We start from the raw sequence: 24,989 nt of genomic DNA on the forward strand, positions 1-24,989 counted from the left end.
CTATTGGCTGTGGTAACGATATGGTGGCCGGCATTGTGCCTTATCCATTCACCGAATGAAACGCTGTTTTTTACCTCAACGGCGTAAGTATAGTCAATCTCTGTTTACATTTTGAGCGCGACCCATACATTCAGTGCGGATTCATCCTACCTTTGACCTCATGAATTCAGGTCAGTTTCCCCAATATTCCAGAATCTTTCACTGCGTTCCGCCATCTGCAATAACTGCTCACACGGTGTAAACCGCGAGCCGTACTGCGTGGTCAGCCGTTGCAGAACCGCAACCACTTCACCCGCGCCGAGAGAATCCATATACCGGAACGGGCCGCCGAGGAATGGCGGAAAACCAATACCAAATACAGCGCCGATGTCGCCATCACGTGCGCTGCGGACTATCTTCTCGTCGAAACAACGGGCTGCTTCATTGAGCATTAACATAACGCACCGCTCTGCTATCTGCGCAGCGGTAAGTCGGCCCTGACCCTGGACGCCAATAAGCGTATAAATTGCAGGGTCGACCTGTTTTTTGCTTTTACGCCCTTTCGCACCATAAAGATAGAAACCCCGACCATTTTTTCTACCTTTGCGATCGTCATTCAAAATTGAAGCAACAACATTTGCAGGCGCGCTAAAACGTTCTCCATATGCAGCCTCAAGCACTGGTATAATTTTAGTGCCCGTATCAATTCCGACCTCATCCAAAAGTTGGATTGGCCCAACTGGAAAACCAAACTTAACCAGCGCGGCGTCTATGGTTTCGACCCGCTCGCCTTCGGTCAACATGCGAATCGCTTCGTTAATATAAGGCGCTAAAATGCGGTTAACGTAAAAGCCGGCCTTATCTCTGACCACTATCGGCGTTTTACCCTGTTTTTTCGCTAACTTAACGGTAGTTGCAATCGTCTGCTCAGAGGTCGTGGCATGCGGGATCACTTCGACCAACGGCATTTTTTCCACCGGACTAAAAAAGTGTAAACCAATCACTTGTTCGGGCCTTGCAGCGTTCGCAGCAATATCGCCAATGGGCAAAGATGAGGTGTTAGAAGCAAAAATGGTATGAGGTGCGCAATTTTGCTCAACTTCTGCCACCATCCGTTGTTTTAGCGACAGATCTTCAAACACGGCTTCAATAATTAGATCGCGATGCGCAAAGCCACGGTAGTCGATTGATCCCGAAATCAGCGCCAGCTGTTTATCGCGTTCGCTGGCTTTGATATGACGGCGGCGAACCTTCGTTTCAAGCTGATCCCAGCTGTACTTCAGCGCGTGGTTGATTCCCTTAGCGTTTATATCTTTGATGCGCACAGGCAAGCCGCCTTTACAGGCCGTCACGTAGGCAATACCGCCGCCCATCAGACCGCCGCCCAAAATACCTACGCTGTTTAGCGGGCCAGGTTTCGCATCACTTCCGGGATCTTTTTTCACATCGGTGTTGGCAAAAAAGATGTGCCGTAGCGCCTGAGACTGGGATGTCATAGCCAGTTCACCAAACGCACGTGCCTCAGCGTCGTAACCGCTACTGCTGCCTTGCGCTAGCCCGGTTTCTATAACCTCAAGGATACGTTCTGTTGCAGGGTAGTTACCTTGCGTTTTTTGCGCCGTCTTTTTACTGGCCATGCGGAACAACAGCGCCCGCCCCAGCGGCCCCGCCAGCACTCGCTCTCTCACGGGCAGTGTTCGATGCGCAGAACTGTCCTTTTTAGCCAGTTCAACGGCTGCTTCCAGCAAAATGGAATGCGGTACAACTTCATCCACTAAACCAACTTTCAGCGCCTGTTTTGCGCGTAATTGTTTTCCGGTGAGGATCATATCCAGTGCGGTACTTACGCCAATCAAGCGCGGCAGCCGCTGCGTACCACCGGAGCCGGGCAACAAGCCAAGCTGTACTTCCGGTAAACCCAGAACGGTTTTAACATCATCGGTACAAATACGGTTGTGGCACGCCAGCGCCATCTCCAGGCCACCGCCGAGGCATGCGCCATGAATCGCGGCGATAACCGGGATCGGCAAGGCATTAATTTCCGCCATCATCTGCTGCCCCTGACGGGCCAGCGTTTCGGCTTCCTGCGCGCTGCGACAGCTACCAATCATGTTGATATCTGCCCCGGCAATGAAGTTATCGGGTTTAGCCGAAATAAACACCACACCACGCAATGCTTTGTTATCGCGGATTTGTTTCAGAATGGCCCGTACCTGAGAAGCAAACTCCGCTTTCAGGGTGTTCATTTTCTCTCCGGGCACATCAATAGTGACAACAGCAACGTTATCCAGACGTACGTTTAGTGTAAAAGCCGATGCCATTTCCATTATTCCGCCTCCAGAACCATGGCTGCACCCAAACCACCAGCTGCACAGGCGGTCACTAAACCAAAACCACCGCCACGACGTCGTAACTCATGGAGGGTTTGGGTAATCATGCGCGCACCGGTAGCGGCGAAGGGGTGTCCATAGGCAATCGATCCACCCAGCACGTTAAATTTACTGTCATCAACTTCGCCAGTGGCATGTGCTCTGCCCAGCACGTCGCGGGCAAAACGTTCGCTACCCAACAACTGAAGATTCGCCAGCGTTTGTGCGGCAAAAGCTTCATGCATGTCGATCAGCGTTAAATCTGCCATCGTCAGACCCGCTCTCTCCAGGGCTAGCGGCGTTGACCACGCTGGTCCCAGCAGCATGTCCTGCCAGACATCGATGGCGGTAAAAGCAAAACTACGCAAGTATCCCAGCGGCACCAGCCCCAACTCTTTCGCACGCGACTCCGTCATCATGATCACGGCGGCTGCACCGTCCGTTAGCGGGGTACTGTTTGCTGCGGTGACAGTGCCGTGCTTGCGGTCAAACGCCGGACGTAGTTTGGCGTAATCGGCCAGCGTAGAGTTACCGCGAATATTGTTATCTTCTGAAAAAGGATCTTTAAACGGTGGCGCGTAGGTAGTCATTACCTCATCTGCCAGCTTTCCCTCAGCCCACGCCTGAGCGGCACGCTGATGAGAGCGGTGCGCCAGAGCGTCCTGCTGTTCTCGGGTAATACCATAGGTTTTGGCCATTTGCTCAGCCGTATCCCCCATACGCAAACCGGTGGAATACTCAGCGACGGCTGGCGGCACAGGCATCAGGTCACGTAAACGCAGTCGGGAAAAGAGTTTAAGGCGTTGACCGGTAGTCCGGGCCTTATTAACATCCACCAGCACCCGCGCCAGCTTTTTACTAACGCCAATAGGCAAGACTGACGAGGAGTCCGCACCACCCGCAATTCCCGCACGAATAGACCCCGCCATCAGGCTTTCCGCGACATTCGCCACTGCCTGAAAACTGGTCGCGCAGGCTCGGCTTACGCTATAGGCATCCGTATGCACATTCATGCCGGTTCCCAGCACGATTTCACGAGCAATATTTGGCGCTTCAGGCATTTGCACTACCTGACCAAAAACCAGTTGCTCAATCACATCAGCAGGTATTTCGCTGCGCGCCAGCAGCTCACCGACGACCATTTTTCCTAAATCAACGGCGGGAATGCCATGAAACGCGGTAGCCTGACGAGCAAATGGCGTACGCAACCCACTTACAATGGCAATACGGTCGCCCTGGCGGGTAACCAGCGGTAAAGCCTGACTCATAACACTCCCCTGTAAAAAAATAAAATAAGTGGTCTGACCTGATCATAGTCTTAACCAATTATTTACATTTAGCCAAGCGGAGAGAAAAGAAAGTGGGAGCTAAGACACAGTGAATAATCACTGACAGTTACGAAAAAGCCCTTGCTATCTGATAGCAAGGGCTTTTGCAGAGGGGGATTAACGCAGGCCCAGCTGGAAGATCAGCGTTTCAGCTTCACAGGCAAAAACAAAGTCGATATCCAGACGCACACCTTCTGACTCTTCAGTAAAGGTCGAGGTGATTTGGCAAGGCTCAGATTCCACGCCACGCGCCTTTTCGGTCAGAGCAGCCAGCGTTTCTTCTGCCTCTGCGCGGTTCGCGAACACACGGCTGTAGGACGCGGTGCAATCGGAGTTGTCCATGATGGTTCCAACATCCATACAGCAGCAAACCGGGGTTTCATCAGCACTGCATTTACTCATTGTAGATTTCCTCTGTATTCGCACCTGAGGTGCCAGATAAACGATAGGGATATTTTACGCTCCCATTATTCGCCTCTCCAGTCGTTAATTGTATGAAATGCGATAAGTGACCGAAATCACACTTAAAAATGATCTAAAACAAAAATCGCCCAAACAGGTGAGTGCGCACCCCCGCAATTTTGCCAGCTGGATCGCGTTTCTCTGATCAAATTTGAAAATATTTATAAACATACTTGCAACATTCCAGCTGGTCCGACCTATACTCACGCCACTGGTCTGATTTCTAAGTCGTACCTCAGACCCTACACTTCGCGCTCCTGTTACGGCATGTAACATTGTTTGTATAAAAATAAATCTATGAGGTTATGGTCATGAGCCAGAAAACCCTGTTTACAAAGTCTGCTCTCGCAGTCGCAGTGGCAATTATCTCCACACAGGCCTGGTCTGCAGGCTTTCAGTTAAACGAATTTTCTTCCTCTGGCCTTGGCCGGGCATATTCGGGTGAAGGCGCAATTGCAGATGATGCAGGTAACGCCAGTCGTAACCCGGCGCTGATTATGATGTTCGATCGCCCTACTTTCTCAGCAGGTGCAATTTTCGTTGACCCGGATGTAGATATTTCCGGTCGCTCGCGTATTGGCAATGACGCCAGCCAGGATAATATCGCCCCAACAGCCTGGATACCGAACGTGCATTTTGTTGCTCCGATTAACGATCAGTTTGGTTGGGGGGCCTCAGTCACCTCTAACTACGGCCTGGCTACGGAGTTTAACAATAATTACACAGCAGGCTCGATGGGCGGAAAAACCGATCTGGAAACGCTCAATCTAAACCTGAGCGGTGCTTATCGCCTGAACAATCATTTTAGCTTCGGTCTCGGTTTAAACGCCGTCTATGCAAAAGCGAAGCTTGAACGCTATGCTGGCGATTTACCACAGCAGATCGTTGCAGGCTCCGGGGGCAGAATTCCTCCATCACTGGCCGCGCAATATCCGGCAGATACACAGATTGCGCGCCTGAAAGGTGACGAGTGGGGCTTCGGTTGGAATGCTGGCCTTCTTTATGAAGTAGATAAAGATAACCGCTACGGTTTCACCTACCGTTCTGAAGTAAAAATTGACTTCAACGGTGATTACCGCAGCAATCTGCCATCAATGGACCGTATTCCTGCGCAGTTGCGTCCGGTGTTCGCCAGCCTGCCAGCAGGAACCAACGGCAGTACGATCGATGGTTCACTTGATCTGAACCTGCCAGAAATGTGGGAGTTTTCAGGCTATAACCGCGTTGCACCACAGTGGGCGGTTCACTACAGTATGGCTTATACCAGCTGGAGTCAGTTCCAGGAGCTGAAAGCAAAAGGCAACAACGGCCAAACCTTGTTCTATAAAGAAGAAGGCTTCAAAGACTCTTATCGCATCGCGCTCGGTACTACCTATTACTATGATGATACCTGGACGTTCCGTACCGGTATCGCCTTTGATGATAGCCCGGTTCCGGCAAACCGTCGTTCCATCTCTATTCCGGATCAGGACCGCTTCTGGCTGAGCGCGGGTACAACCTACGCCTTTAATAAGGATGCATCGTTGGATGTTGGCATCTCTTATATGCACGGTCAGAAAGTGAAATTCGAAGAAGGCCCATACTCCTTTGAATCTGAAGGGAAAGCCTGGTTGTACGGTATGAACTTGAACTACGCATTCTGATTTTCTTCAGACGTAAAAAAGGTGAGCTTTTTAGCTCACCTTTTTATTTGCCCAATTCCTTACTCAGAATCGATCTCTTTTAAATCATCCTGAATATCTTTCGCGTTCGGGTTTTCTTCTGGTTTGAGTTTCCCGCCGTTCGCAATAAAGTCATGACGCTGGAAGTAAGCTTCACGCACCATGATGTAAGGATCGGAAGACTGACGCAGCAGACCGTCAGAGTCGAGCAATTGCGCGCGAGTTTCAATCCCTTCAACCGTCCATTTGCCTATCGACAACGGCCAGGTCAGCCAGGACAGTACCGGATACAGCGTATCGACCATATCACCACCGTCATCACGCAGCGTGAAACTACCGTAGAACGGAAGCTGCATATACGGCCCGTAACCAACATCATAGTGGCCTAACGTGCTGCCAAAGCGGTGTGGTTCAACGCGCTGCAACTTCGGATTAGCCATACCTGCCACATCGATAAAGCCGCCCATACCTAACAGGGTATTCAGGAAGAAACGGGTAAAGTGCACCATCCCCTGATAAGGATCGCCTTGCAGGAAATAGTTGACCATGACGGCCGGCTCTTCAAGGTTCCCCGTAAAGTTGCTTAAACCATTACGCGCCGGCTGCGGAACATAGTCACGCCAGGCAACAGCTACGGGTCTTACAACGTATGGATCTAAAACATTAAAGTTGAAGTTGTACATGGTGCGGTTGAACCCTTCAAATGGGTCCGAACGCCCCTGCTGTTCAGTACCGGAGCTCGCACACCCCACCAAAAGTGTGGTTCCCAGCGCAAGCGCCGACAGGCGAAGCTTCATAAGTGTCTCCCTGTGTTTTATGGCTATCGCTGATTGCCATCCATGACGGAACGATGACGTATCCGCCTGTTTAGATGTGAGCGATTGTAACAGCACGTCAAATGATGTCTATATACCCTGTCTTACTGATTTGATCATAGCCTGGTAATGCGCACTCCGCGGCGGTTCTATTCTAACTAACCCGATAAAAACAAACGTTACTATTTTTGCTATCTCAGACTTTCTCCCGCTGATTTTCAGACAAAAGCCGCTACGCTTTAGCAATACGTGCTTATTCAGGATTCGGCCATGAATGACATCAAGAAAGATAAGATCGATCGACACAGCGACGAACTCGAGGTGGAAAGCGATGAAAAGCTAACAGGGAAAAAGATAGAGCTTGATGAGGACAGACTCCCCTCCCGCGCCATGGCAATCCATGAACATATTCGCCAGGATGGGGAGAAAGAGATGGAGCGTGATGCGATGGCGCTACTGTGGTCAGCAATCGCAGCAGGACTGTCGATGGGCGCCTCGCTACTGGCAAAAGGGATTTTTCACGTACAGCTGGAAGGCGTGCCAGGGGGATTTTTACTCGAGAACCTCGGTTATACCTTCGGCTTTATTATTGTCATTATGGCCCGCCAGCAACTCTTTACCGAAAATACCGTCACCGCTGTACTGCCGGTGATGCAAAACCCTACCCTCGGCAATTTTGGCCTGTTGATGCGCCTGTGGAGCGTGGTTCTGCTGGGTAATATTATTGGCACCGGGGTTGCCGCATGGGCCTTTGAACATATGCCGATTTTTGATGAAGAGACCCGCGATGCTTTTGTCAAAATCGGCATGGATGTGATGAAAAATACGCCAACAGAGATGTTTTCCAACGCCATCATTTCTGGCTGGTTAATTGCCACCATGGTGTGGATGTTTCCCGCCGCCGGAGCGGCAAAAATTGTGGTCATTATTCTGATGACCTGGCTGATTGCCCTCGGTGATACCACACATATCGTCGTCGGCTCGGTGGAAATTCTCTATTTGGTCTTTAATGGCACGCTGCACTGGAGTGATTTTTTCTGGCCCTTTGCGCTACCAACGCTCGCCGGGAATATCTGTGGCGGAACGTTTATTTTCGCGCTAATGAGCCATGCGCAGATCCGCAATGATATGAGCAACAAACGCAAGGAAGAAGCCAGGTTGCAAGCAAAGCGTGATGAGCAAAAGCAGAAAAACCAGAAAAAACAGGCCTGAATGGTGACTGTTTGAGCAGTCGGGCGGCCTGAGACTTACCGTTGTGAGTAAAAAACGCTATACTCGTGCCGCTTCGTCCCCTTAGTTAAATGGATATAACGAGCCCCTCCTAAGGGCTAGTTGCAGGTTCGATTCCTGCAGGGGACACCATGAATTCTTAGGCATCCAGTCAAAATTCTTTCATTTACCAGTCAGTTCATCCCTGGGCCAGGCGGTAAAACGGCACATTCCTCACTGTTGCAGTAAGATTGTCGGACACCATTGTCTGCTTTGTCGCTATCCGCATCCCTGCTTTTCTCAGCCTCAACACATCAGCGGCAATACGCTGGCTGCCAAACCAGAAAAGCCCGTCCAGCGCAGTAACATCAAGGCCCGATTCCAGTGCCAGCTTCAGACGTTCACGCGGCGCTTTTACTGTTTTAGCAATCTGCTGATATGGCGCTTCGCTTGAACCTGCAGGACTAATGCGCCGGATGCGATGTGACAGGTGGTACTGAAATTCATCCGGTATCCCACCGAGACTCGCTTTCAGGCTGTAAACACAACCAAAGCGTTTGCCGTTAAAGATGACGTTTTTCTGACTAAGCTGCAGCTCTTCACGCACGCTGGCAATCAGTTGTGGAGTACGGAGTAATAACAAGCGGAAAGGCAGCTCAAAGCTGGTCACGTAGTCCACATTCAATAAAGCAATACGCAGACGTTCTTGGGGCCCCGCCTTCATTTCCCGGCATTCAGCAATAACATCAGCCCACTGGCCGGTAAGACGGGAACACTCTGTCGCCTCAGTAAAACTGTATTTTTCAGCCTGATAATCAATACGCTCGGTCACACTGAATTCCCTTCTGGCCAGATCTCGGTATTGGTTGCTCACTTTACCAGCGACGACATCCCTGTGTCAGAAATCTTTTTCTAACCCACTGAAAGTGCCTGACCAATCTTCCCTCGTATCCTCACCATGAGGATACGACAACTAACCGACCCGGTATGTTGTCCGGGTCGGTTAAAGGGCGTCACGTCAGACAACAAAACGGTTAACCAGATCCTTCATGGTTGCCGACAGATTGTCCAGCCGCTGGCTGTCGCTCGCAGCCTGAGATACCAACGCCGCATTTTGCTGTGTGACCTGTTCCATCGGTCGCAATGCCAGGTTTATCTGGGTTACCCCTTGTGACTGCTCCGTCGCCACACGAGCGATATCCGCAATATATTGCTTCATACTGGTGGTATTATCCGCCGCGGCTTCCAGCGCGGTAGCAGATGCAGTAACCCGCTCAACACCCTCACTAATTTTGACCATATTCTGCGCGACCAGCTCACGGATTTGGTTAGCCTCTTTGGCGCAACGCTGCGAAAGATTTCTCACTTCACTGGCTACGACAGCAAACCCCCTGCCCATCTCTCCAGCACGTGCAGCTTCCACTGCCGCATTCAGCGCCAGTAAGTTAGTCTGAAACGAAATATCATCAATCGAGGTCACAATATTCGAGATTTTCTCACTGGAAGCGCGAATATCCCCCATGCTCTGGTTCGCCGCACTGGCAACGTTACTGGCCTGTCGGACCTCTTTTTCCAGTCTGATTGTCAGATGCTCAGCTTCGCGGGCATTATCCGCTGTTTGCGTAATCGCAGTTGATAGCTGCTCCATACTGGCCACAGCTTCTACTATTGATGCAGCCTGTTCATCTGTACGTTGAGCCAGATCCTGATTTCCCGCCGTAATACTGCTGCTGGCATCGGACAAAACCACAGAGCCTTGCTTAATCTCCTGTACGATATGCTGAATACTTTCCAGCATCGTGTTATAGGCACGATTAAGTGAGGAAAGCTCATCTTTGCCCGGGGTCGCCAGACGTTGAGTCAGATCGCCATTCATACCCGCAATCTTGCGTAGCGTGTCACTAAACTGACGGTGCATATTGATTGCGATGGCCCCAGCGAACGTCAATGATGCCAGGAGCGCTAACAGGCTAACAGCCATATATATTTGCCAGTTTTTTCGTGCATCCTGCGCGAGTTTTTCTGCATTCGCCAACAGACGATTCGCCGTCACATTTTCTATCTGCCGCATCACTTCAATACGCTGGGTTTGTACTTTAAACCAGGTAGTAGGATCGACACCAAATCCACCGTTCTCGACATGGTTAAACGCGATCTCGCGAAATGAGAGGGCTTTTGACGCTTCTGCTGACTGTAAGCGGCTTTTCAACATGGTCGCCTGTTCCGGTGAACTCAGGCGTAACGATTCTGCCAACCAAACGTTCTGTTTACTGACGACATCACTGAGTTGATGTAACTGTCCGTCGGCGAAATGACCGGAGGAAAAGATATTTGATAACAGCGCCCGTTCAATACCCGCCTGTTCTTTCAAATTCAGCAGGTTGTAGTAGGCGGCGAATGCGTTTGCCATCTCACCAGAATCCGTCAACTGCCCCAATCTACCCACAAAATTCAGCACATCAGCAATGACGTTGGTATAAAACTTAACCACATCTGAAGCCGGAAGCCCCAACTGCGTGACGTTTTCGCGGATGGTAGCGAGCGAAAGAATATTTTTCTTAAACGCAGCGACAGAAGTGGCGACATCCCCTTCCGGTAAGGCAGTATCGGACAGTGACCGCACAAATATCTCGATCTCGCGATCGGTCAAAGTCCGCTGTGCGTTTAACTCATCTTTGAACGTCTTCCCTTCAGCCCCCAGAAACCCGACACTCATGCCGCGTTCTTTTTGCAATTCATGCACTACATTTCCGGCACTGCGTGCGAGCGCTGTCAGTTGGGCAATATTCTCCATCTGCCGTTCTGTCTCAATGCGCGTTAATATTCCTGAACCAGCAAACCAACATAACGCCAGTAATAATGGTTGTAGCGCAATTATTAACTTCATTTTCATCGGCATTCGATAAACCCACCACATGCCACTTCCCTCCATTATCCACATATTCATTACGGTTATCGGCGTAAAGAAGCGGCTCTTTAAATTTGAACAATGGGCAACTGTTTGTTTTTTAGATTAAATTTTTGCCAAGATAACTCTATTTAATTACTTCAATTAGAATAAAACTCTAAATAATTAACACATGCGAATCTATGCTCCATTTTGCTAACTTATTTGGCATATTATTTTTTATTAAAGAATCAGGTAATCATCAACTGATTCAGATAGAGAGAGAAGCACAGGACAATGACAGCAGCCCGAGATAACAGCCATGGCGCGGCCATCATTCTGGCGTCCCGCCGAACGTTAAGGTTATAATCCTTACAACGATTTTTTGGATTAGAAGCGACAATGACAAAACTTACCCTACAAGAACAGATGCTTAAAGCAGGTCTGGTCAGCAGCAAAAAAATGGCGAAAGTGCAGAGAACGGCGAAAAAATCGCGCGTTCAGGCTCGTGAAGCCAGAGAAGCGGTTGAAGAAAATAAAAAAGCACAGGTCGAGCGTGATAAGCAGCTCAGCGAACAGCAGAAGCAGGCCGCATTGTCTAAAGAATACAAAGCGCAGATCAAGCAACTGATTGAAATGAACAAAATCACCATTTCCCGTGGCGATATTGGTTACAACTTTACCGATAATAACCTGATCAAAAAAGTTTATGTTGATAAAGTAACCCAGTCTCAGTTGATCAAGGGCCGTCTGGCCATTGCCCGCCTGACGGCTGAAAGCAGCAGCGAGAGCGAATACGCCATTATCCCGGCTGTTGTCGCCGACAAGATTGCCCAGCGCGATGCAAGCTATATTGTTCTCAATTGCGAACTGAGCCAGGAAGCGAAGGACGAAGACGATCCGTATGCTGATTTTGTCATTCCTGACGATTTGATGTGGTAAGAAAAACACCCCGATAATCACCCGGAGTTCCGTCGCGTATTTCGGTGAACGCTAGCGCCGCCACCGAAATACCGTCAACCGCTCTTCTTCCCCACACGCCATCTGCTAAAACTTATAGTGTTCCTTGCTCAGTCCGTATTTTCTCATGCGCAAATACAGTTTCTTACGCGGAATTTGTAAATACTCCGCCACTTCATTAATACGTCCCTGATGAATATTAAGCGCTTCGGTAATGATCTGTCGCTCGTACTCGTCGACCCGACGATCGAGCGGTGACGGTTCGGGCAAATGTAGCTGTGGATTCGCGGTTTCAGCCAGTGGCAATAACCCAACTGCAAAAAGCTCGGCGGCATTGGCCAGCTCTCGAACATTGCTTAACCACACGCGACGCCGCATTCCTTTTAGTAATTCCCCGTCAACCTCGGGCACGGGATGATTCAGGCGCAGACAGGCTTTCTGCAGATAATGGCGAAACAGCGGCTCAATATCATCCGGGCGCTGAGACAACGGCTGGCAACCAATTTGCGTCATCGCAAAACAGTAATAAAGTTCGGCCACAATCTGATTAGTTGCCGCCAGTTCCACCAACGAAGTGGCGCCAATGCCAATTAAGCGAAACGGACGCCGCTCCTGGCTTTGCAAATGTACCAGTTGGTGCTGCTGTTCGCGCGTCAGGCACTCAATATGGCTCAGGACCAGCGTTCCCCCTTGCGCCTGGGCAATAAGGTCATTGAGTTGCCCCGCATTCTCTAACGTCAACTCCCCACGAATAAACGGTCCTTCAGCGCTGCGCCCAAGCTGATGCAAATAACGGGCTCCGGTCATACGCCCCGTTCCCGGCTCGCCATAAAACCAGACGGCAATATCCGTTTCAGCCAGTTGCCGTAAGCGCTGGCGGTACTGATTAACCCAGTCACTGTAGCCGACCAGTTCAACCTGGAGCTTTTGCTGGCAATAGTGACGACGTGCAATCACAGATTTTCTCTGACGCAACGCATCCTCTACCAACACCAGCAGTTTGCCTGGATCAACCGGTTTTTGCAGAAAATCCCACGCACCTTTCTTCACCGCGTCCACCGCCATCGGGACATCGCCATGTCCAGTGATCAACAGGATCGGAAGCTGATTGTCATCCTGATGAAACAACGTCATCAGGTCAATTCCATTACAGCCAGGCATGCACACGTCGCTCAGGACAATCCCTGGCCAGTCGGCCTGCAGCCAATTTCGGGCATCAAAAGGGTTACTGCATGCGAATACATGATATCCCTCCTGTTCAAGCAACAAGGTGTAAGCGTCAAGAACATCGGCATCATCATCAATAAGCAGAACAGAATATTCATCACTCAACATCGTTTACATCCGTCAGATTAAATTGCAGAACGACGCAGGCATTGCGCCCCGGGGTCGACGCCAGGCGCAGTTCGCCGTTCATTTGCATCATTAACGATACACAAATCGATAAGCCAATACCGAGGCCAACATCCTTACTGGTGGTAAACGGTTTTAACAGTGATGGTAATAATGCTCCAGGCCAACCGGGGCCGTTATCGCTGATAAATACGCACAACCGGCTGCCTTCGGTCTGCCAGTGAACCTCTATTTTCGCCGCAACCGGACAGGCATCCAGCGCATTTGCCAGGACGTTTACCAGCACCTGCTGGATACGCACTTCATCACCAGCCACCCACACGCCCCGGTCTGGGAGCGTCAGCGTACCCTGCTGTGGCTTGTGTCGCATGGCCAACAGTTCCCAGGCAGCGTTGAACGTTTGTCGGAGATCGACAGGATGCAGAGGCGTGCCAGGCTCGGCCCGGCGCGCAAACTGACGCAGTGAACGGATAATGGCATCGATGCGAGTAATCAGCCCTTCCGCTTTGGTTAATGTGCTTCTGGCCTGAGCGGGTTGCCCCTGTTCGATTGCCCTCCCTGCCGTAAACAGGTACATCGACAGCGCATTCAGCGGTTGATTAATCTCGTGCGCCAGCGTGGTCATAGTCTGGCCGACCACCGCCAGTTTTGCCGTCTGGATCAGCTCATCCTGCGTTGCACGAAGATCGGATTCAATCTCCTTGCGCTCGGTCACTTCCTGCTCCAGCTGATTTTTTTGCGCGCTCAACTGGCCCAGGGTATGACGCAGTAAGCCTGCGATACGCCCCAACTCATCGCGTCCATATACCGGGATAGAGGCATCCGTTCTGCCAAGACCAATTTGCACCACGGCCTGGTTGAGCGCAGTAAAACGCTTCACCAGACGCGAGCGAATGAAGTAGTGGTTAAGCCCCCAGGCGAGAAGTAGCGCCAGCAGCGTCGCCAGCAGGATAAGTCCACCGCTGACGCGAACAATTTGTTCCAGCCGCTGGTTAAACGTCTGCATTTGCTGATGGCTACTCCCCAGTTGCGCTTCCAGCAGTGTTCGAAAGCGCCCAAGCGTGGCCTCTCTGGCATGGCTGGCATCAACCAGCGCTTTTTGCGCTGCGACATAATCGCGCATCGTATCGGGCATTTTATTTTTCATCATCCCGATTTCCAGCAGCTCATCGATAGTTTGTCGCAGTGTGATAGTACTGGGCCAGTCATCGAGGGTGCGGATATTTTCATCCGCCGTTTTCTTCAGATTTTCCAGGTAGCGGATGTGATTCTCCACCAGCATGCCATCGTCGCTACCCGATTTCAGTTCATTGAGCCTGTCGCGTAAATCATCAACGATCTGGTTTTCAATTCTTGCCAGGGTGTAGACCTGCTGCTGCTCGTTTTGCACCTCTCGGGCACGTTTGAGATACAGCGCCGCATCACCATTTTTGGCCTCGATTTGATCCAGCAACGTCCCCTGCTGCCAGGTAAAATCCTGCACCAGTGAATTCAGCTCAGTAGTAAAATCATCATGTAGCCAATCAATGCGCGCGGAAAGCTCGCTCACTTTTTCGCGTACAAGGAACATGTTGTAGAGCACCCGGTCCAGTTCCGCCATCAGCGCCCGGCTGTCCTGCAAAATCACCGCCAGTTGCTGCTGTTCTGCTGGTTGCAACCCCCTGCTCAGCACTTCGATTTTATCCAGATGCGAGATTATCTGATTGCGCAGTTGCAGCCTAACCGTCGTATTGGGAGCCAGCAGGAATTCATTTAGCTGGTCCACAACCAGGTTAAGATTTCCTTCAATCAAGAAAGCGGAATGCACGCGCGGGAAGTAATCATCAAGCGAATAGCGTATCTGCGAGCTCTGCTCATGCCAGGAGTACAAACTGACGCAGCTTACGCTCAACGTCAGTAATGCGCCCGTTAGAAAGGCTCCCCGCAGGCTGCTGCTGATGCTGAGTTGGCGAAGGCGTTGCAGTATCGATCCACCTTTCATTTTAATTCTTCCAGTTTTGATATCGCCTGACGCTGGTTTTTAAGAAACCAGAGCTGCCACTCCATCATCTGCTGTTCGGCAACGCTTTTATTATCAAACTGCGCAAGCCAGGCTTCATCTTCACTACTTTTGGCATCTATCGGAACGCTGGTCAGTAAGGCTCTGATTTCGGGTAGCGGGCGTTTCAGGCGTGCTTCCGCACTGTATAGTGCCCGCCATGCATCCTTCAGTTGCGCAAGACGGAAACTGATGGCGGTATCAAACATCCGCTGGACTAACTGTTGTCGCTTAAGGATCAGCCGATAATTAAGCGGAGGCTGGTTCAGTAAAATAGCCTGCTGAGCAGCGCGGGGATTATCAGATGCGAGGTGCGTTACCGGATATTTCCCCGTATTCGCATCAGCAAGGATCCGCTGTCCCTCCGGGCTTAACAAATAGCGGATAAAACGACGCGCTTCATTGGGGTGCTGGCTGTTCTTGAGAACAGCCACATAGGTTGGCGATACCGCCGAGCGTGGAAAATAGGTAAAAGCCAGGTGAGGATCGTTAAGCAACAAGTTGGCATAATTATCAATGACCGGCCCCGCCACGCCCAGGCCACTCTTAATTTTGTCGGCTACGCCAAAACTGCGTGATGAAATCGTCACCAGATTTCCAGCACTCGCCAGCAGCGTCGCCCACCCCGCTTCCCACCCTTTTTGCTGTAGCAATGACTCAACCATCAGATGGTTGGTATCCGAACGCGATGGGCTACTCATCAACAGCGCGTTCTGATATTTGGGCAGCGTTAAATCCCCCCAGTCGGCAGGAGGCGACAGATGTCGTGCCACCAGCGCAGAACGATTAATCAACAGACCAAAACCAGATATCGCCACTGCCACTGAGGTCGAACGGATAGAGTCTGGCACCAGCCGCTGGCTTTCCGGCAACGCATTTTCGAAAGGCGCCAACTTCTGATGTTCCTGCAGATGCTGCAACAGCATAGGGGATGAGGTCAGAATCAGATCAACATTTTCCGCATTCGCGGTATCCAGCAGCTGTTCAAGCGAGCTACTGGTCCGGTTTAATGTGCGAATCATCACCGACCCCGGTTCAGTCTGCCAACGCTGAATAATCCAGGCCGTTGCCCCCGGTGAAAAGGTTGTCGCCATTACCAGCTCTTTACCCTGCGCCAGGCAACTCACCGACAACGACATAAAACAGAGCGAGATCGCCCAACAACGCCCCCGGCCCAAAAGTCTGTTTGTGATCCCGTTCATAAATACCAACATGTGCAAAAAATAATATTGAGACAAAACTTACCCGTTTATCACCGACTGGGGGAAGAATAAGGTTATTCGTAGAATAACCAAACGGAAAGTGACGACATCGGTAAAGAATACCCGAAAACGCAGTCTGAATTTGTTAATATCCGCACACGCCGATGATAAAAGCGTCCGTAAAAGAATAGAATTGAAAATCCATTATTTAAAAAGAGTCAAAATCAGCCACGCAATCCACAAATTGTGTCAATAGTGACACATTTCATCTATTTGAGTTTCTCGCCCGCCTATTTCACTCTTCACTGAGAAAAATCCTGATATTCACATCAATATAAATTTAGGTGATGATATGTTATCCATATTTAAGGCAGGGCCTTCAGCAAATAAAGTCCCGACGGAGAAAGTCCAGGAAACTTATGGCCGATACCGCATTCAGGCATTACTCAGCGTATTTCTTGGCTATCTCGCGTACTATATTGTGCGCAATAACTTCACGCTCTCAACACCGTACCTGAAAGAACATCTGGATCTCAGTGCCACGCAAATTGGTCTACTCAGCAGTTGTATGCTTATTGCCTATGGGATCAGTAAAGGCATTATGAGTAGTCTGGCAGACAAGGCCAGCCCTAAGGTCTTTATGGCATGCGGCCTGGCTCTGTGCGCCATCGTAAACGTCGGTTTAGGATTCAGTACCGGATTCTGGATTTTTGCCGCTCTGGTCGTTTTCAACGGATTGTTCCAGGGAATGGGCGTTGGTCCTTCATTTATTACCATTGCCAACTGGTTTCCGCGTAAAGAACGTGGACGCGTCGGCGCATTCTGGAATATTTCTCACAACGTTGGCGGTGGTATTGTCGCTCCGATTGTTGGTGCCGCCTTTGCCATTTTAGGGAGCGAGCACTGGCAAAGTGCCAGCTATATTGTCCCGGCCGGTGTTGCCGTACTGTTTGCTTTTATTGTGCTGATGCTGGGGAAAGGTTCACCGCGCCAGGAAGGCTTACCGGCTCTGGAACAAATGATGCCGGAAGAAAAAGTAGTATTAAATTCCCGACACACTGACCAGGCGCCAGAAAATATGAGCGCCTTCCAGATCTTCTGCACCTATGTGCTGCGTAATAAGAATGCCTGGTATGTTTCACTGGTAGATGTGTTCGTCTATATGGTGCGTTTTGGCATGATTAGCTGGTTGCCTATTTATCTGTTAACCGAAAAACATTTCTCGAAAGAGCAAATGAGCATCGCTTTTCTGTTTTTTGAATGGGCGGCAATCCCTTCCACATTACTGGCGGGCTGGCTTACCGATAAACTGTTTAAAGGCCGTCGCATGCCGCTGGCCATGATTTGTATGGCGCTGATTTTCGTCTGTTTGATCGGCTACTGGAAAAGTGAATCCCTGCTGATGGTCACTATTTTTGCCGCCATTGTGGGTTGCCTGATCTATGTTCCACAGTTCCTCGCTTCTGTTCAGACGATGGAAATCGTCCCCAGCTTCGCAGTAGGTTCTGCAGTAGGACTGCGCGGATTTATGAGCTACATTTTTGGCGCATCGCTGGGCACCAGTCTGTTTGGCGTAATGGTCGACAAAATGGGGTGGCACGGCGGCTTCTATCTGCTGATGGGGGGTATTGTTTGCTGCATCCTGTTCTGCTACCTCTCTCATCGCGGTGCGCTGGAACTTGAGCAACAGCGAAAAAAAGCTCAGCAAGAGGAAGCATCACTCCAGTTGGCGGATGCACGGTAATTCATTTCGGTCTCACAAAAAAGTGCCAGCGATGCTGGCACTTCAATAAACTCAAATAAATAATAAATAACCCAAAGTGATAATTTATTGCTAAACGTAACATTGCAAATTATTGCTTACCATCCGCGACCATAAAGCGAATGATCAAACCACATGTCGGAGCAAGAAACAGGAATAATCCAGTTACCATTTCGTTACCATTGGTCAGCCGCATAGTAAAAACGTAAATTAATGCCGTAAGGATGGCCATGCCGAGAAAAGCGCTAATTGACGCCGCAGCGCCTATAACCTGCCAGATATAGCAACTGACGCACAGAATGCTCAGTATGAGAAAGGTCCAGAAATAGAGCATAGCGATACCTCCTGTCTGCCGTAAACTTAACGTAAGTCCTTACACTCCCTTAACTTTATATTCTAAGACAATTCCTATCTGCATGCAATTTGAGCAACATTTTATTCACAAAAATCATTCGACCGCTTACTATTACACTGTTTCTCCGTCGTTTATTTAATCATCATAAAAACAACGAATTATATATAGGCGAAATTTTGCCCTTAATCGCCCTAAAAACATTTACGAATCTTGAGTAATTATTTCTGGCTGACATTAATTTTCGGGTGTACATTGTGCGTCCGATCATTCATGCCCCCTCGTGGTTTTGTCCTGACTCAGTTTTACACTCTTAACAGGAACCAATGTCGTTCATGGCGGCCTAACGATCAGTGCAGAGTGTAAAGCGACAGGCAAAGAATCTTCGCGATACATCTATTTCGTATCAACAACAGGTGCTTATGTTCCCCCAATGTAAATTTTCACGCGCGTTTTTGCATCCGCGCTACTGGCTCACATGGTTTGGTGTTGGTGTGCTCTGGTTACTGGTACAGCTTCCCTATCCCGTATTGTGTTTTCTTGGTACCCGTACAGGAACGCTGGCTCGTCCATTTTTAAAACGCCGTGAATCTATTGCACGTAAAAATCTCGAACTCTGTTTCCCAAATCTGTCACAGGAAGAAAGAGACAAACTGGTCGATGAGAATTTCCGTTCGCTCGGCATGGGGCTGCTTGAAACAGGTATGGCCTGGTTCTGGCCGGACCGTCGGGTGCGTAAATGGTTTGATGTAGAAGGGCTGGACAACCTGAAGCGCGCTCAGATGCAAAACCGTGGCGTGATGGTCGTTGGCGTACACTTTATGTCGCTCGAGTTGGGTGGTCGCGTAATGGGGCTTTGCCAGCCAATGATGGCAACCTATCGTCCGCACAATAATAAGTTGATGGAGTGGATCCAAACCCGCGGTCGTATGCGCTCCAACAAGGCGATGATCGGCAGAAATAATCTGCGTGGTATTGTCGGCGCCCTGAAAAAAGGCGAGGCAGTGTGGTTTGCCCCCGATCAGGACTATGGTCGTAAAGGGAGTTCTTTCGCCCCCTTCTTCGCAGTCAAAGACGTGGCGACCACCAACGGTACCTACGTGCTGTCACGATTATCGGGCGCAGCAATGCTGACCGTAACCATGGTGAGAAAAGCAGATAACACCGGTTACCGCCTGTTCATCACCCCAGAAATGGAAGGTTACCCGGCAGATGAAAGCCAGGCTGCGGCGTATATGAACAAAATTATCGAAAAAGAGATCATGCGTGCACCCGAGCAGTATCTCTGGATCCACCGTCGCTTCAAAACTCGCCCGATGGGTGAAGCTTCGTTGTATATCTAAAAAGAAAGGCCGTAAGGCCTTTCTTTTTTTCTACGGTTGAATTACTTAACGCCCCATTTGCTGTGCAGCTCAGCCATTCGCTCGTTGTAGTTGCGGGCGATGCAGGCTGATTTATCCTGTTCCTTCCAGCACTCGTTACGCCCTTTCACCCAACCGCGCTGCTCTGCTTTCAGCGTCGGGTTATTGCTCGATTTAACCAGCGCCTGCTTGTAGGCCCCGTTTAACGCTAAATCCATTTCTGAGAGCGAAGGACTCTGGCAGATAATCTCTTCGATACTGCCCTTTGCAACCGCAGCGCAGGAAAAAGAGGGTCCAGTGCTGGTCGATTTTTTGGCCCCAGAAAAGTCAATATTATCTTCAGGCAGGCATACCCCGTGCTTTCGATTCGGCCCACTCCAGGAAACGTCCGGATTTCCGTCATCTTTACGAGAAATAGAAACCGTATTGTTCCCGCTTTTGGCTTCCCAGTAATTTTCATTGAAGGCCTTCACCGTCGCCTTCGAGCCATCAATCCAAACATTGCCTTTGCCATCACCATTCACACCACCAATACTTGCGCAGCTGAAATTAAACGCCAACGGTGAGGCCGCCATCGACGTCAGTGGCGTAAAAACGAGTGCTAACATCATTAATCTGGTCATTTTTAACCTTTTCATTATCTCATTCCGCGAAAAATTAACCGCATAAACATCATGGCGATATGAGAATTCTCCGAGTAACCATTCCGTCGCTCAATAGCAATTTATTACCGGCAGAAATTAAACTGTCGCCGAATCACGACAGTTGTAAGTTATTAAAATTAAATAAAAAAATGCCTCTTGTCTCTCCTCATTTTTAGGCGTACATTAGCGCCGTCTGGAGCATTAAAGCTCAGAATTCTGAGGTGATGCAGCCAAGCAAATGAGGGGTATTCTCCCTTTCGTTCGCGAGTGCATCAGCTCTCTGTCAGGTAAGCATATGTTCATTTAGACGTACCCCAGGTACGCGGAGAGATGAAAAGTGAAATATTTCTTTATGGGCATTTCTTTTATGGTCATCGTTTGGGCCGGTACTTTCGCCCTGATGATCTAAATTAAAAGACGCAGCAAAAAAACAGGAGCCATCAGGCTCCTGTTTTGCATTTTGGGGGAACATTCTGTCAGTCGGTACTTTCAGAAGTCGATTTTGCACTGGTCGGTAACAGGCCATCTGCGCGAAACATCGCCTTGATGCCGCGAATAGCCTGGCGGGTACGGTCACGGTTTTCAATCAACGCAAATCGCACATGCGTATCACCATAATCACCAAACCCAATCCCTGGCGAAACGCATACCTTCGCTTCGTTCAGCAACTTCTTGGCAAACTCAAGTGATCCCATCCCGGCGTATTGCTCTGGAATTTTCGCCCAAACGTACATTGAGGCCTTTGGCATCTCGACCATCCAGCCTGCTTCATGCAGTCCTTTGACCAGCACATCGCGACGACGTTTATATTGCTCAGCGATATCCCGCACACATTGCTGATCGCCTTCCAGCGCGGCAATTGCCGCAACCTGCAGTGGCGTAAAGGTCCCGTAATCGTGATAGCTCTTGATTCGCGCCAGCGCGTTCACCAGCGTTTTGTTGCCCACCATAAACCCGATACGCCATCCCGCCATGTTGTAGCTTTTCGACAGGGTAAAAAATTCAACAGCGACGTCGCGAGCGCCGGGTACCTGCATAATCGATGGTGCCTTCCAGCCGTCATAAACAATATCAGCGTAGGCCAGGTCGTGAACCACCAACACGTCATAGCGTTTAGCCAGGGCCACCACTTTCTCAAAGAATTCCAGCTCGACGCACTGCGCGGTCGGGTTGGATGGGAAACCTAAGATCATCATCTTCGGCTTCGGGTAACTTTCGCGTATTGCGCGTTCCAGCTCATTAAAGAAGTCGACACCCTCAACCAGCGGCACTGAACGCACCTGCGCGCCGGCAATCACCGCGCCATAGATATGGATGGGATAACTTGGGTTGGGCACGAGGACCGTATCACCGTGATCGAGCGTTGCCAGCATCAGGTGCGCCAGCCCCTCTTTGGAACCGATGGTCACAATGGCTTCAGATTCAGGATCGATCTCAACATCATAGCGTTCCTGGTACCAGCGGGAAATCGCCCGACGCAAACGCGGAATGCCGCGTGAGGTGGAGTAACCGTGAGTATCCGGGCGCTGAGCCACGGTACACAGTTTTTCGACAATGTGAGGAGGCGTGGCCCCATCCGGGTTCCCCATACTGAAATCGATAATATCTTCGCCGCGCCGACGCGCAGCCATCTTCAGTTCAGCGGTGATGTTAAAAACGTACGGGGGAAGGCGATCAATACGCGTAAAGCGACGTTCAGGGCGGGAGTCAGCCATAATATCCTCAGATTAACGTTAGCGCCCGGACCGTCCGAGCGACGCTGCCACGATGGTGGCACGTTTAGAAAATAGCCTGAATAATTTCCTTCTGTCGAGAGGCAAAACAAAATATTTTTTCCTGACGAAAAAGAGGAACAGCCGAGTAAAATGAGGAAATAACCATTTTCACAACCCGCCAAAAATTACCATCCTTTAACATTTTGTTGTTAAATACATTACCTTGAACGCAGTGCTCACAGGACAGGTATTGTAAATACAACAATCATGCAACAATCCCCTTTTAATATTATGGTTTTTCCCCATTAGCTCTGAACTGCGGGGGTGCTGGTCATCCTGCCTCAGGTTACCTATCATAGTGGTTTAACCCTTGCGCAAGAGTCACCCGTGCACGAAATATTCAATATGCTGCTGGCGGTATTTGACCGGGCAGCACTGATGCTGTTCTGTCTGTTTTTCCTGATTCGTATCCGCCTGTTTCGCGAACTGTTGCACAAGTCAGCCCACTCCCCAAAAGAGCTGCTCGCCGTTACCGCGATTTTCTCCATGTTTGCCCTGTTCAGTACCTGGTCAGGCGTACCGGTAGAAGGTTCTCTGGTCAATGTGCGTATTATCGCGGTCATGTCAGGAGGGATCCTGTTCGGTCCATGGGTTGGCATTATTACGGGGCTGATCGCAGGCACCCACCGTTACCTGATCGATATTGGCGGCGTAACTGCCCTACCCTGCTTTATTACCAGCATTCTGGCTGGCTGTATTGCCGGGTGGATCAACCGTAAGATCCCCAAAGCGCAGCACTGGCGCGCGGGTATTTTAGGCGGAATGCTGTGCGAATCACTGACCATGATACTGGTCGTCGCCTGGGCACCCACCACCGAACTGGGGCTGGATATTGTCTCAAAAATCGGTATTCCAATGATCCTAGGCAGCGTCTGTATTGGTTTTATCGTGATGCTGGTACAAAGCGTTGAAGGTGAGAAAGAAGCCAGCGCTGCAAAACAGGCCAAGCTGGCGCTGGATATCGCCAACAAAACGCTGCCGCTCTTTCGCCAGGTCAACAGCGAGTCGTTACGTCAGGTGTGCGAAATTATTCGCCACGATATCCACGCTGACGCGGTTGCCATCACCAATACTCAGCACGTTCTGGCCTATGTTGGCGTCGGAGAGATCAACTACCGCGATAACGATGACTTCGTCAGCCCCACCACGCAAGAAGCCATAAATCACGGTAAAATCATCATAAAAAACAATGATGAAGCGCATCGCACCCCGGAAATCCACTCTATGCTGGTGATCCCGCTTTGGGAGAAAGGCGTCGTGACCGGCACGCTGAAGATCTACTACTGTCACGCTCATCAAATCACTTCCTCGTTACAGGAAATGGCGATCGGTCTGTCGCAAATCATCTCCACCCAGCTTGAAGTCTCCCGCGCAGAGCAACTACGAGAAATGGCAAATAAGGCAGAGCTACGCGCGCTGCAAAGCAAAATAAATCCCCATTTTCTGTTTAATGCCCTGAACGCGATTTCATCGTCGGTACGCCTTAACCCGGACACCGCACGTCAGCTCATTTTTAATTTGTCGCGCTATCTTCGCTATAATATTGAATTAAAAGACGATGAGCAGATCGACATCAAGAAAGAGCTGTATCAAATCAAGGATTACATCACCATCGAACAGGCCCGCTTTGGCGACAAGCTGACCGTTATTTATGATATCGATGAAGAGGTAAGCTGTTTTATTCCCAGCCTGCTGATTCAGCCGTTGGTCGAGAACGCTATCGTCCATGGGATCCAGCCCTGCAAAGGGAAAGGTGTGGTCACTATCAGCGTTGCGGAGTGCGGCAACCGGGTACGGATTGCCGTACGAGACACGGGTCATGGTATCGACCCAAAAGTGATTGAACGGGTCGAGTCCAATGAAATGCCGGGCAATAAAATTGGTCTGTTGAATGTGCACCATCGCGTTAAGCTGCTCTACGGTGAGGGATTACATATCCGCCGTCTGGAGCCAGGCACAGAGATTGCCTTTTATGTACCTAATGTGCACTCGCCCGCAGCCGCGCCAACTACATTATTGCTTTAACCAGGAGTGAAGTCGTGAAAGTCATCATTGTTGAAGATGAATTCCTGGCCCAACAGGAACTGAGCTGGCTGATAAAAGAGCACAGCCAGATGGAGATTGTCGGCACGTTTGACGATGGTCTGGACGTGCTGAAATATCTCCAGCACAACCGCGTTGACGCCATTTTTCTGGATATTAATATTCCCTCGCTGGACGGCGTATTGCTGGCACAAAATATCAGCCAGTTCGCACATAAACCCTTTATTGTGTTTATTACCGCGTGGAAAGAGCATGCTGTTGAAGCCTTCGAACTGGAAGCTTTTGACTACATTCTGAAGCCGTACCAGGAATCACGCATTGTCAGCATGCTGCAAAAGCTGGAAGCCGCCTGGCAGCAACAGCAAACGGGAACGTCCCCTGTAAGTCCGGTGGCCCGCGAAAACGATACGATCAACCTGATCAAAGATGAGCGGATCATCGTGACCCCAATCAACGACATCTACTACGCTGAAGCGCATGAAAAGATGACGTTCGTCTATACGCGACGAGAATCATACGTCATGCCGATGAACATCAGCGAATTTTGCAGCAAACTGCCGGCTTCGCATTTCTTCCGCTGCCACCGCTCGTTCTGCGTAAATCTGAATAAAATCCGCGAGATCGAACCCTGGTTTAACAACACTTATATTCTGCGTTTAAAGGATCTAGAATTTGAAATCCCGGTTAGTCGGAGCAAAGTGAAAGAATTCAGACAATTAATGCATTTATAGTGCTGAAAAAGCGTGACGAATGGAGAGTACAGCGCACGCTTTCAGTCGTTTCCGCGAC

Annotated in this window: 20 protein-coding genes and 1 tRNA gene; 9 read left to right on the forward strand and 12 right to left on the reverse strand. The window is 50.0% G+C overall.

The genetic code is table 11. From position 1 onward, the window contains the following. Nucleotides 1-158: 158 nt before the first annotated feature. The 3 genes from fadJ to OGX96_RS09160 form a co-directional block, all read right to left on the reverse strand. Entirely contained in the window at nt 159-2,306 is a 2,148-nt protein-coding gene (fadJ, locus tag OGX96_RS09150; RefSeq protein ID WP_198801508.1) for a fatty acid oxidation complex subunit alpha FadJ, read from the reverse strand. Then, nucleotides 2,306-3,616, reverse strand: a complete 1,311-nt coding sequence (fadI, locus tag OGX96_RS09155) for an acetyl-CoA C-acyltransferase FadI (protein ID WP_063940574.1) — start codon at nt 3,614-3,616, stop codon at nt 2,306-2,308. The genes fadJ and fadI overlap by 1 nt, the downstream gene beginning before the upstream one ends. A gap of 177 nt (nt 3,617-3,793) precedes the next feature. Then, nucleotides 3,794-4,078 (reverse strand): YfcZ/YiiS family protein, encoded by a 285-nt coding sequence (locus tag OGX96_RS09160; protein ID WP_003834838.1) that lies wholly within the window; start codon nt 4,076-4,078, stop codon nt 3,794-3,796. Nucleotides 4,079-4,449: 371 nt separating this feature from the next. Here OGX96_RS09160 and fadL point away from each other — a divergent pair, with 371 nt between their 5' ends. Further along, nucleotides 4,450-5,781 carry a long-chain fatty acid transporter FadL gene (gene fadL, locus OGX96_RS09165; protein ID WP_020996688.1) on the forward strand — a complete coding sequence of 444 codons (1,332 nt, stop codon included), beginning with the start codon at nt 4,450-4,452 and terminating at the stop codon, nt 5,779-5,781. Between the two features lie 59 nt (nt 5,782-5,840). Here the strand turns inward: fadL and mlaA are convergent, their stop codons facing one another. Beyond that, nucleotides 5,841-6,596: a phospholipid-binding lipoprotein MlaA gene (mlaA, locus tag OGX96_RS09170; RefSeq protein WP_003028190.1), complete on the reverse strand. Its 756-nt coding sequence runs from the start codon at nt 6,594-6,596 to the stop codon at nt 5,841-5,843. Between the two features lie 288 nt (nt 6,597-6,884). On the opposite strand from mlaA, the gene OGX96_RS09175 reads away from it, so the two are divergent. Further along, complete coding sequence (locus OGX96_RS09175) at nt 6,885-7,826, forward strand: formate/nitrite transporter family protein (RefSeq protein WP_003834842.1); 942 nt, start codon at nt 6,885-6,887, stop codon at nt 7,824-7,826. A 75-nt stretch (nt 7,827-7,901) separates the two neighbouring features. After that, nucleotides 7,902-7,976: transfer RNA gene (locus OGX96_RS09180), tRNA-Arg, on the forward strand. A 46-nt stretch (nt 7,977-8,022) separates the two neighbouring features. Here the strand turns inward: OGX96_RS09180 and OGX96_RS09185 are convergent. Further along, nucleotides 8,023-8,655: an ECs1377 family protein gene (locus OGX96_RS09185; protein WP_186413131.1), complete on the reverse strand. Its 633-nt coding sequence runs from the start codon at nt 8,653-8,655 to the stop codon at nt 8,023-8,025. Nucleotides 8,656-8,841: 186 nt separating this feature from the next. Then, complete coding sequence (locus OGX96_RS09190; protein ID WP_267445400.1) at nt 8,842-10,740, reverse strand: methyl-accepting chemotaxis protein; 1,899 nt, start codon at nt 10,738-10,740, stop codon at nt 8,842-8,844. 372 nt (nt 10,741-11,112) lie between these two features. Here OGX96_RS09190 and OGX96_RS09195 point away from each other — a divergent pair, with 372 nt between their 5' ends. Then, nucleotides 11,113-11,652, forward strand: coding sequence for a DUF2058 domain-containing protein (locus OGX96_RS09195; protein ID WP_020996692.1), 540 nt, complete (start codon nt 11,113-11,115; stop codon nt 11,650-11,652). Nucleotides 11,653-11,757: 105 nt separating this feature from the next. On the opposite strand, the gene pgtA is transcribed toward OGX96_RS09195, so the two are convergent. The 3 genes from pgtA to pgtC are packed head-to-tail and all read right to left on the reverse strand — an operon-like array spanning nt 11,758 to nt 16,200. Then, nucleotides 11,758-13,005: a two-component system response regulator PgtA gene (gene pgtA / locus OGX96_RS09200; RefSeq protein ID WP_286582779.1), complete on the reverse strand. Its 1,248-nt coding sequence runs from the start codon at nt 13,003-13,005 to the stop codon at nt 11,758-11,760. Further along, the gene (gene pgtB / locus OGX96_RS09205; RefSeq protein ID WP_172111188.1) at nt 12,995-14,989 is read right to left on the reverse strand and encodes a two-component system sensor histidine kinase PgtB; all 1,995 of its coding nucleotides are present in this window, start codon (nt 14,987-14,989) and stop codon (nt 12,995-12,997) included. Before pgtB ends, pgtA begins: the two co-directional genes overlap by 11 nt. A gap of 11 nt (nt 14,990-15,000) precedes the next feature. Next, the gene (gene pgtC, locus OGX96_RS09210) at nt 15,001-16,200 is read right to left on the reverse strand and encodes a phosphoglycerate transport regulator PgtC (RefSeq protein ID WP_286582941.1); all 1,200 of its coding nucleotides are present in this window, start codon (nt 16,198-16,200) and stop codon (nt 15,001-15,003) included. A 415-nt stretch (nt 16,201-16,615) separates the two neighbouring features. Between pgtC and pgtP the strand changes: the two genes are divergently transcribed. Beyond that, nucleotides 16,616-18,007, forward strand: coding sequence for a phosphoglycerate transporter PgtP (pgtP, locus tag OGX96_RS09215; protein WP_286582782.1), 1,392 nt, complete (start codon nt 16,616-16,618; stop codon nt 18,005-18,007). A gap of 109 nt (nt 18,008-18,116) precedes the next feature. Here pgtP and OGX96_RS09220 read toward each other — a convergent pair whose 3' ends face one another. After that, nucleotides 18,117-18,359 (reverse strand): DUF2545 family protein, encoded by a 243-nt coding sequence (locus OGX96_RS09220; RefSeq protein WP_008785383.1) that lies wholly within the window; start codon nt 18,357-18,359, stop codon nt 18,117-18,119. 440 nt (nt 18,360-18,799) lie between these two features. Between OGX96_RS09220 and lpxP the strand changes: the two genes are divergently transcribed. Then, on the forward strand, nt 18,800-19,720 hold the full coding sequence (lpxP, locus tag OGX96_RS09225) for a kdo(2)-lipid IV(A) palmitoleoyltransferase (protein ID WP_020996694.1): 921 nt from the start codon (nt 18,800-18,802) through the stop codon (nt 19,718-19,720). Between the two features lie 41 nt (nt 19,721-19,761). On the opposite strand, the gene OGX96_RS09230 is transcribed toward lpxP, so the two are convergent. After that, complete coding sequence (locus tag OGX96_RS09230; protein WP_286582784.1) at nt 19,762-20,376, reverse strand: lysozyme inhibitor LprI family protein; 615 nt, start codon at nt 20,374-20,376, stop codon at nt 19,762-19,764. A gap of 343 nt (nt 20,377-20,719) precedes the next feature. On the opposite strand from OGX96_RS09230, the gene ypdK reads away from it, so the two are divergent. Further along, nucleotides 20,720-20,791: a membrane protein YpdK gene (gene ypdK / locus OGX96_RS09235; RefSeq protein WP_010723117.1), complete on the forward strand. Its 72-nt coding sequence runs from the start codon at nt 20,720-20,722 to the stop codon at nt 20,789-20,791. A 67-nt stretch (nt 20,792-20,858) separates the two neighbouring features. Here ypdK and alaC read toward each other — a convergent pair whose 3' ends face one another. Next, complete coding sequence (gene alaC / locus OGX96_RS09240; RefSeq protein ID WP_008785386.1) at nt 20,859-22,097, reverse strand: alanine transaminase; 1,239 nt, start codon at nt 22,095-22,097, stop codon at nt 20,859-20,861. Nucleotides 22,098-22,484: 387 nt separating this feature from the next. Between alaC and OGX96_RS09245 the strand changes: the two genes are divergently transcribed. Together OGX96_RS09245 and OGX96_RS09250 are read left to right on the forward strand one after the other, a co-directional pair. Then, entirely contained in the window at nt 22,485-24,182 is a 1,698-nt protein-coding gene (locus tag OGX96_RS09245; RefSeq protein ID WP_008785387.1) for a sensor histidine kinase, read from the forward strand. 14 nt (nt 24,183-24,196) lie between these two features. Beyond that, on the forward strand, nt 24,197-24,931 hold the full coding sequence (locus tag OGX96_RS09250; protein WP_003834866.1) for a LytR/AlgR family response regulator transcription factor: 735 nt from the start codon (nt 24,197-24,199) through the stop codon (nt 24,929-24,931). Nucleotides 24,932-24,989 lie beyond the last annotated feature (58 nt).

It is taken from the genome of Citrobacter sp. Cpo100, from assembly GCF_030332595.1.
Classification (GTDB): domain Bacteria; phylum Pseudomonadota; class Gammaproteobacteria; order Enterobacterales; family Enterobacteriaceae; genus Citrobacter; species Citrobacter portucalensis.

Excerpts from the sequence above, each read along its gene's own strand:
- fadJ (WP_198801508.1), bottom strand. The coding sequence starts at position 2,306 with ATGGAAATGGCATCGGCTTTTACACTAAACGTACGTCTGGATAACGTT.
- fadI (WP_063940574.1), bottom strand. The coding sequence starts at position 3,616 with ATGAGTCAGGCTTTACCGCTGGTTACCCGCCAGGGCGACCGTATTGCC.
- OGX96_RS09160 (WP_003834838.1), bottom strand. The coding sequence starts at position 4,078 with ATGAGTAAATGCAGTGCTGATGAAACCCCGGTTTGCTGCTGTATGGAT.
- fadL (WP_020996688.1), top strand. The coding sequence starts at position 4,450 with ATGAGCCAGAAAACCCTGTTTACAAAGTCTGCTCTCGCAGTCGCAGTG.
- mlaA (WP_003028190.1), bottom strand. The coding sequence starts at position 6,596 with ATGAAGCTTCGCCTGTCGGCGCTTGCGCTGGGAACCACACTTTTGGTG.
- OGX96_RS09175 (WP_003834842.1), top strand. The coding sequence starts at position 6,885 with ATGAATGACATCAAGAAAGATAAGATCGATCGACACAGCGACGAACTC.
- OGX96_RS09190 (WP_267445400.1), bottom strand. The coding sequence starts at position 10,740 with ATGTGGTGGGTTTATCGAATGCCGATGAAAATGAAGTTAATAATTGCG.
- OGX96_RS09195 (WP_020996692.1), top strand. The coding sequence starts at position 11,113 with ATGACAAAACTTACCCTACAAGAACAGATGCTTAAAGCAGGTCTGGTC.
- pgtA (WP_286582779.1), bottom strand. The coding sequence starts at position 13,005 with ATGTTGAGTGATGAATATTCTGTTCTGCTTATTGATGATGATGCCGAT.
- pgtC (WP_286582941.1), bottom strand. The coding sequence starts at position 16,200 with ATGTCGTTGTCGGTGAGTTGCCTGGCGCAGGGTAAAGAGCTGGTAATG.
- pgtP (WP_286582782.1), top strand. The coding sequence starts at position 16,616 with ATGTTATCCATATTTAAGGCAGGGCCTTCAGCAAATAAAGTCCCGACG.
- OGX96_RS09220 (WP_008785383.1), bottom strand. The coding sequence starts at position 18,359 with ATGCTCTATTTCTGGACCTTTCTCATACTGAGCATTCTGTGCGTCAGT.
- lpxP (WP_020996694.1), top strand. The coding sequence starts at position 18,800 with ATGTTCCCCCAATGTAAATTTTCACGCGCGTTTTTGCATCCGCGCTAC.
- OGX96_RS09230 (WP_286582784.1), bottom strand. The coding sequence starts at position 20,376 with ATGAAAAGGTTAAAAATGACCAGATTAATGATGTTAGCACTCGTTTTT.
- alaC (WP_008785386.1), bottom strand. The coding sequence starts at position 22,097 with ATGGCTGACTCCCGCCCTGAACGTCGCTTTACGCGTATTGATCGCCTT.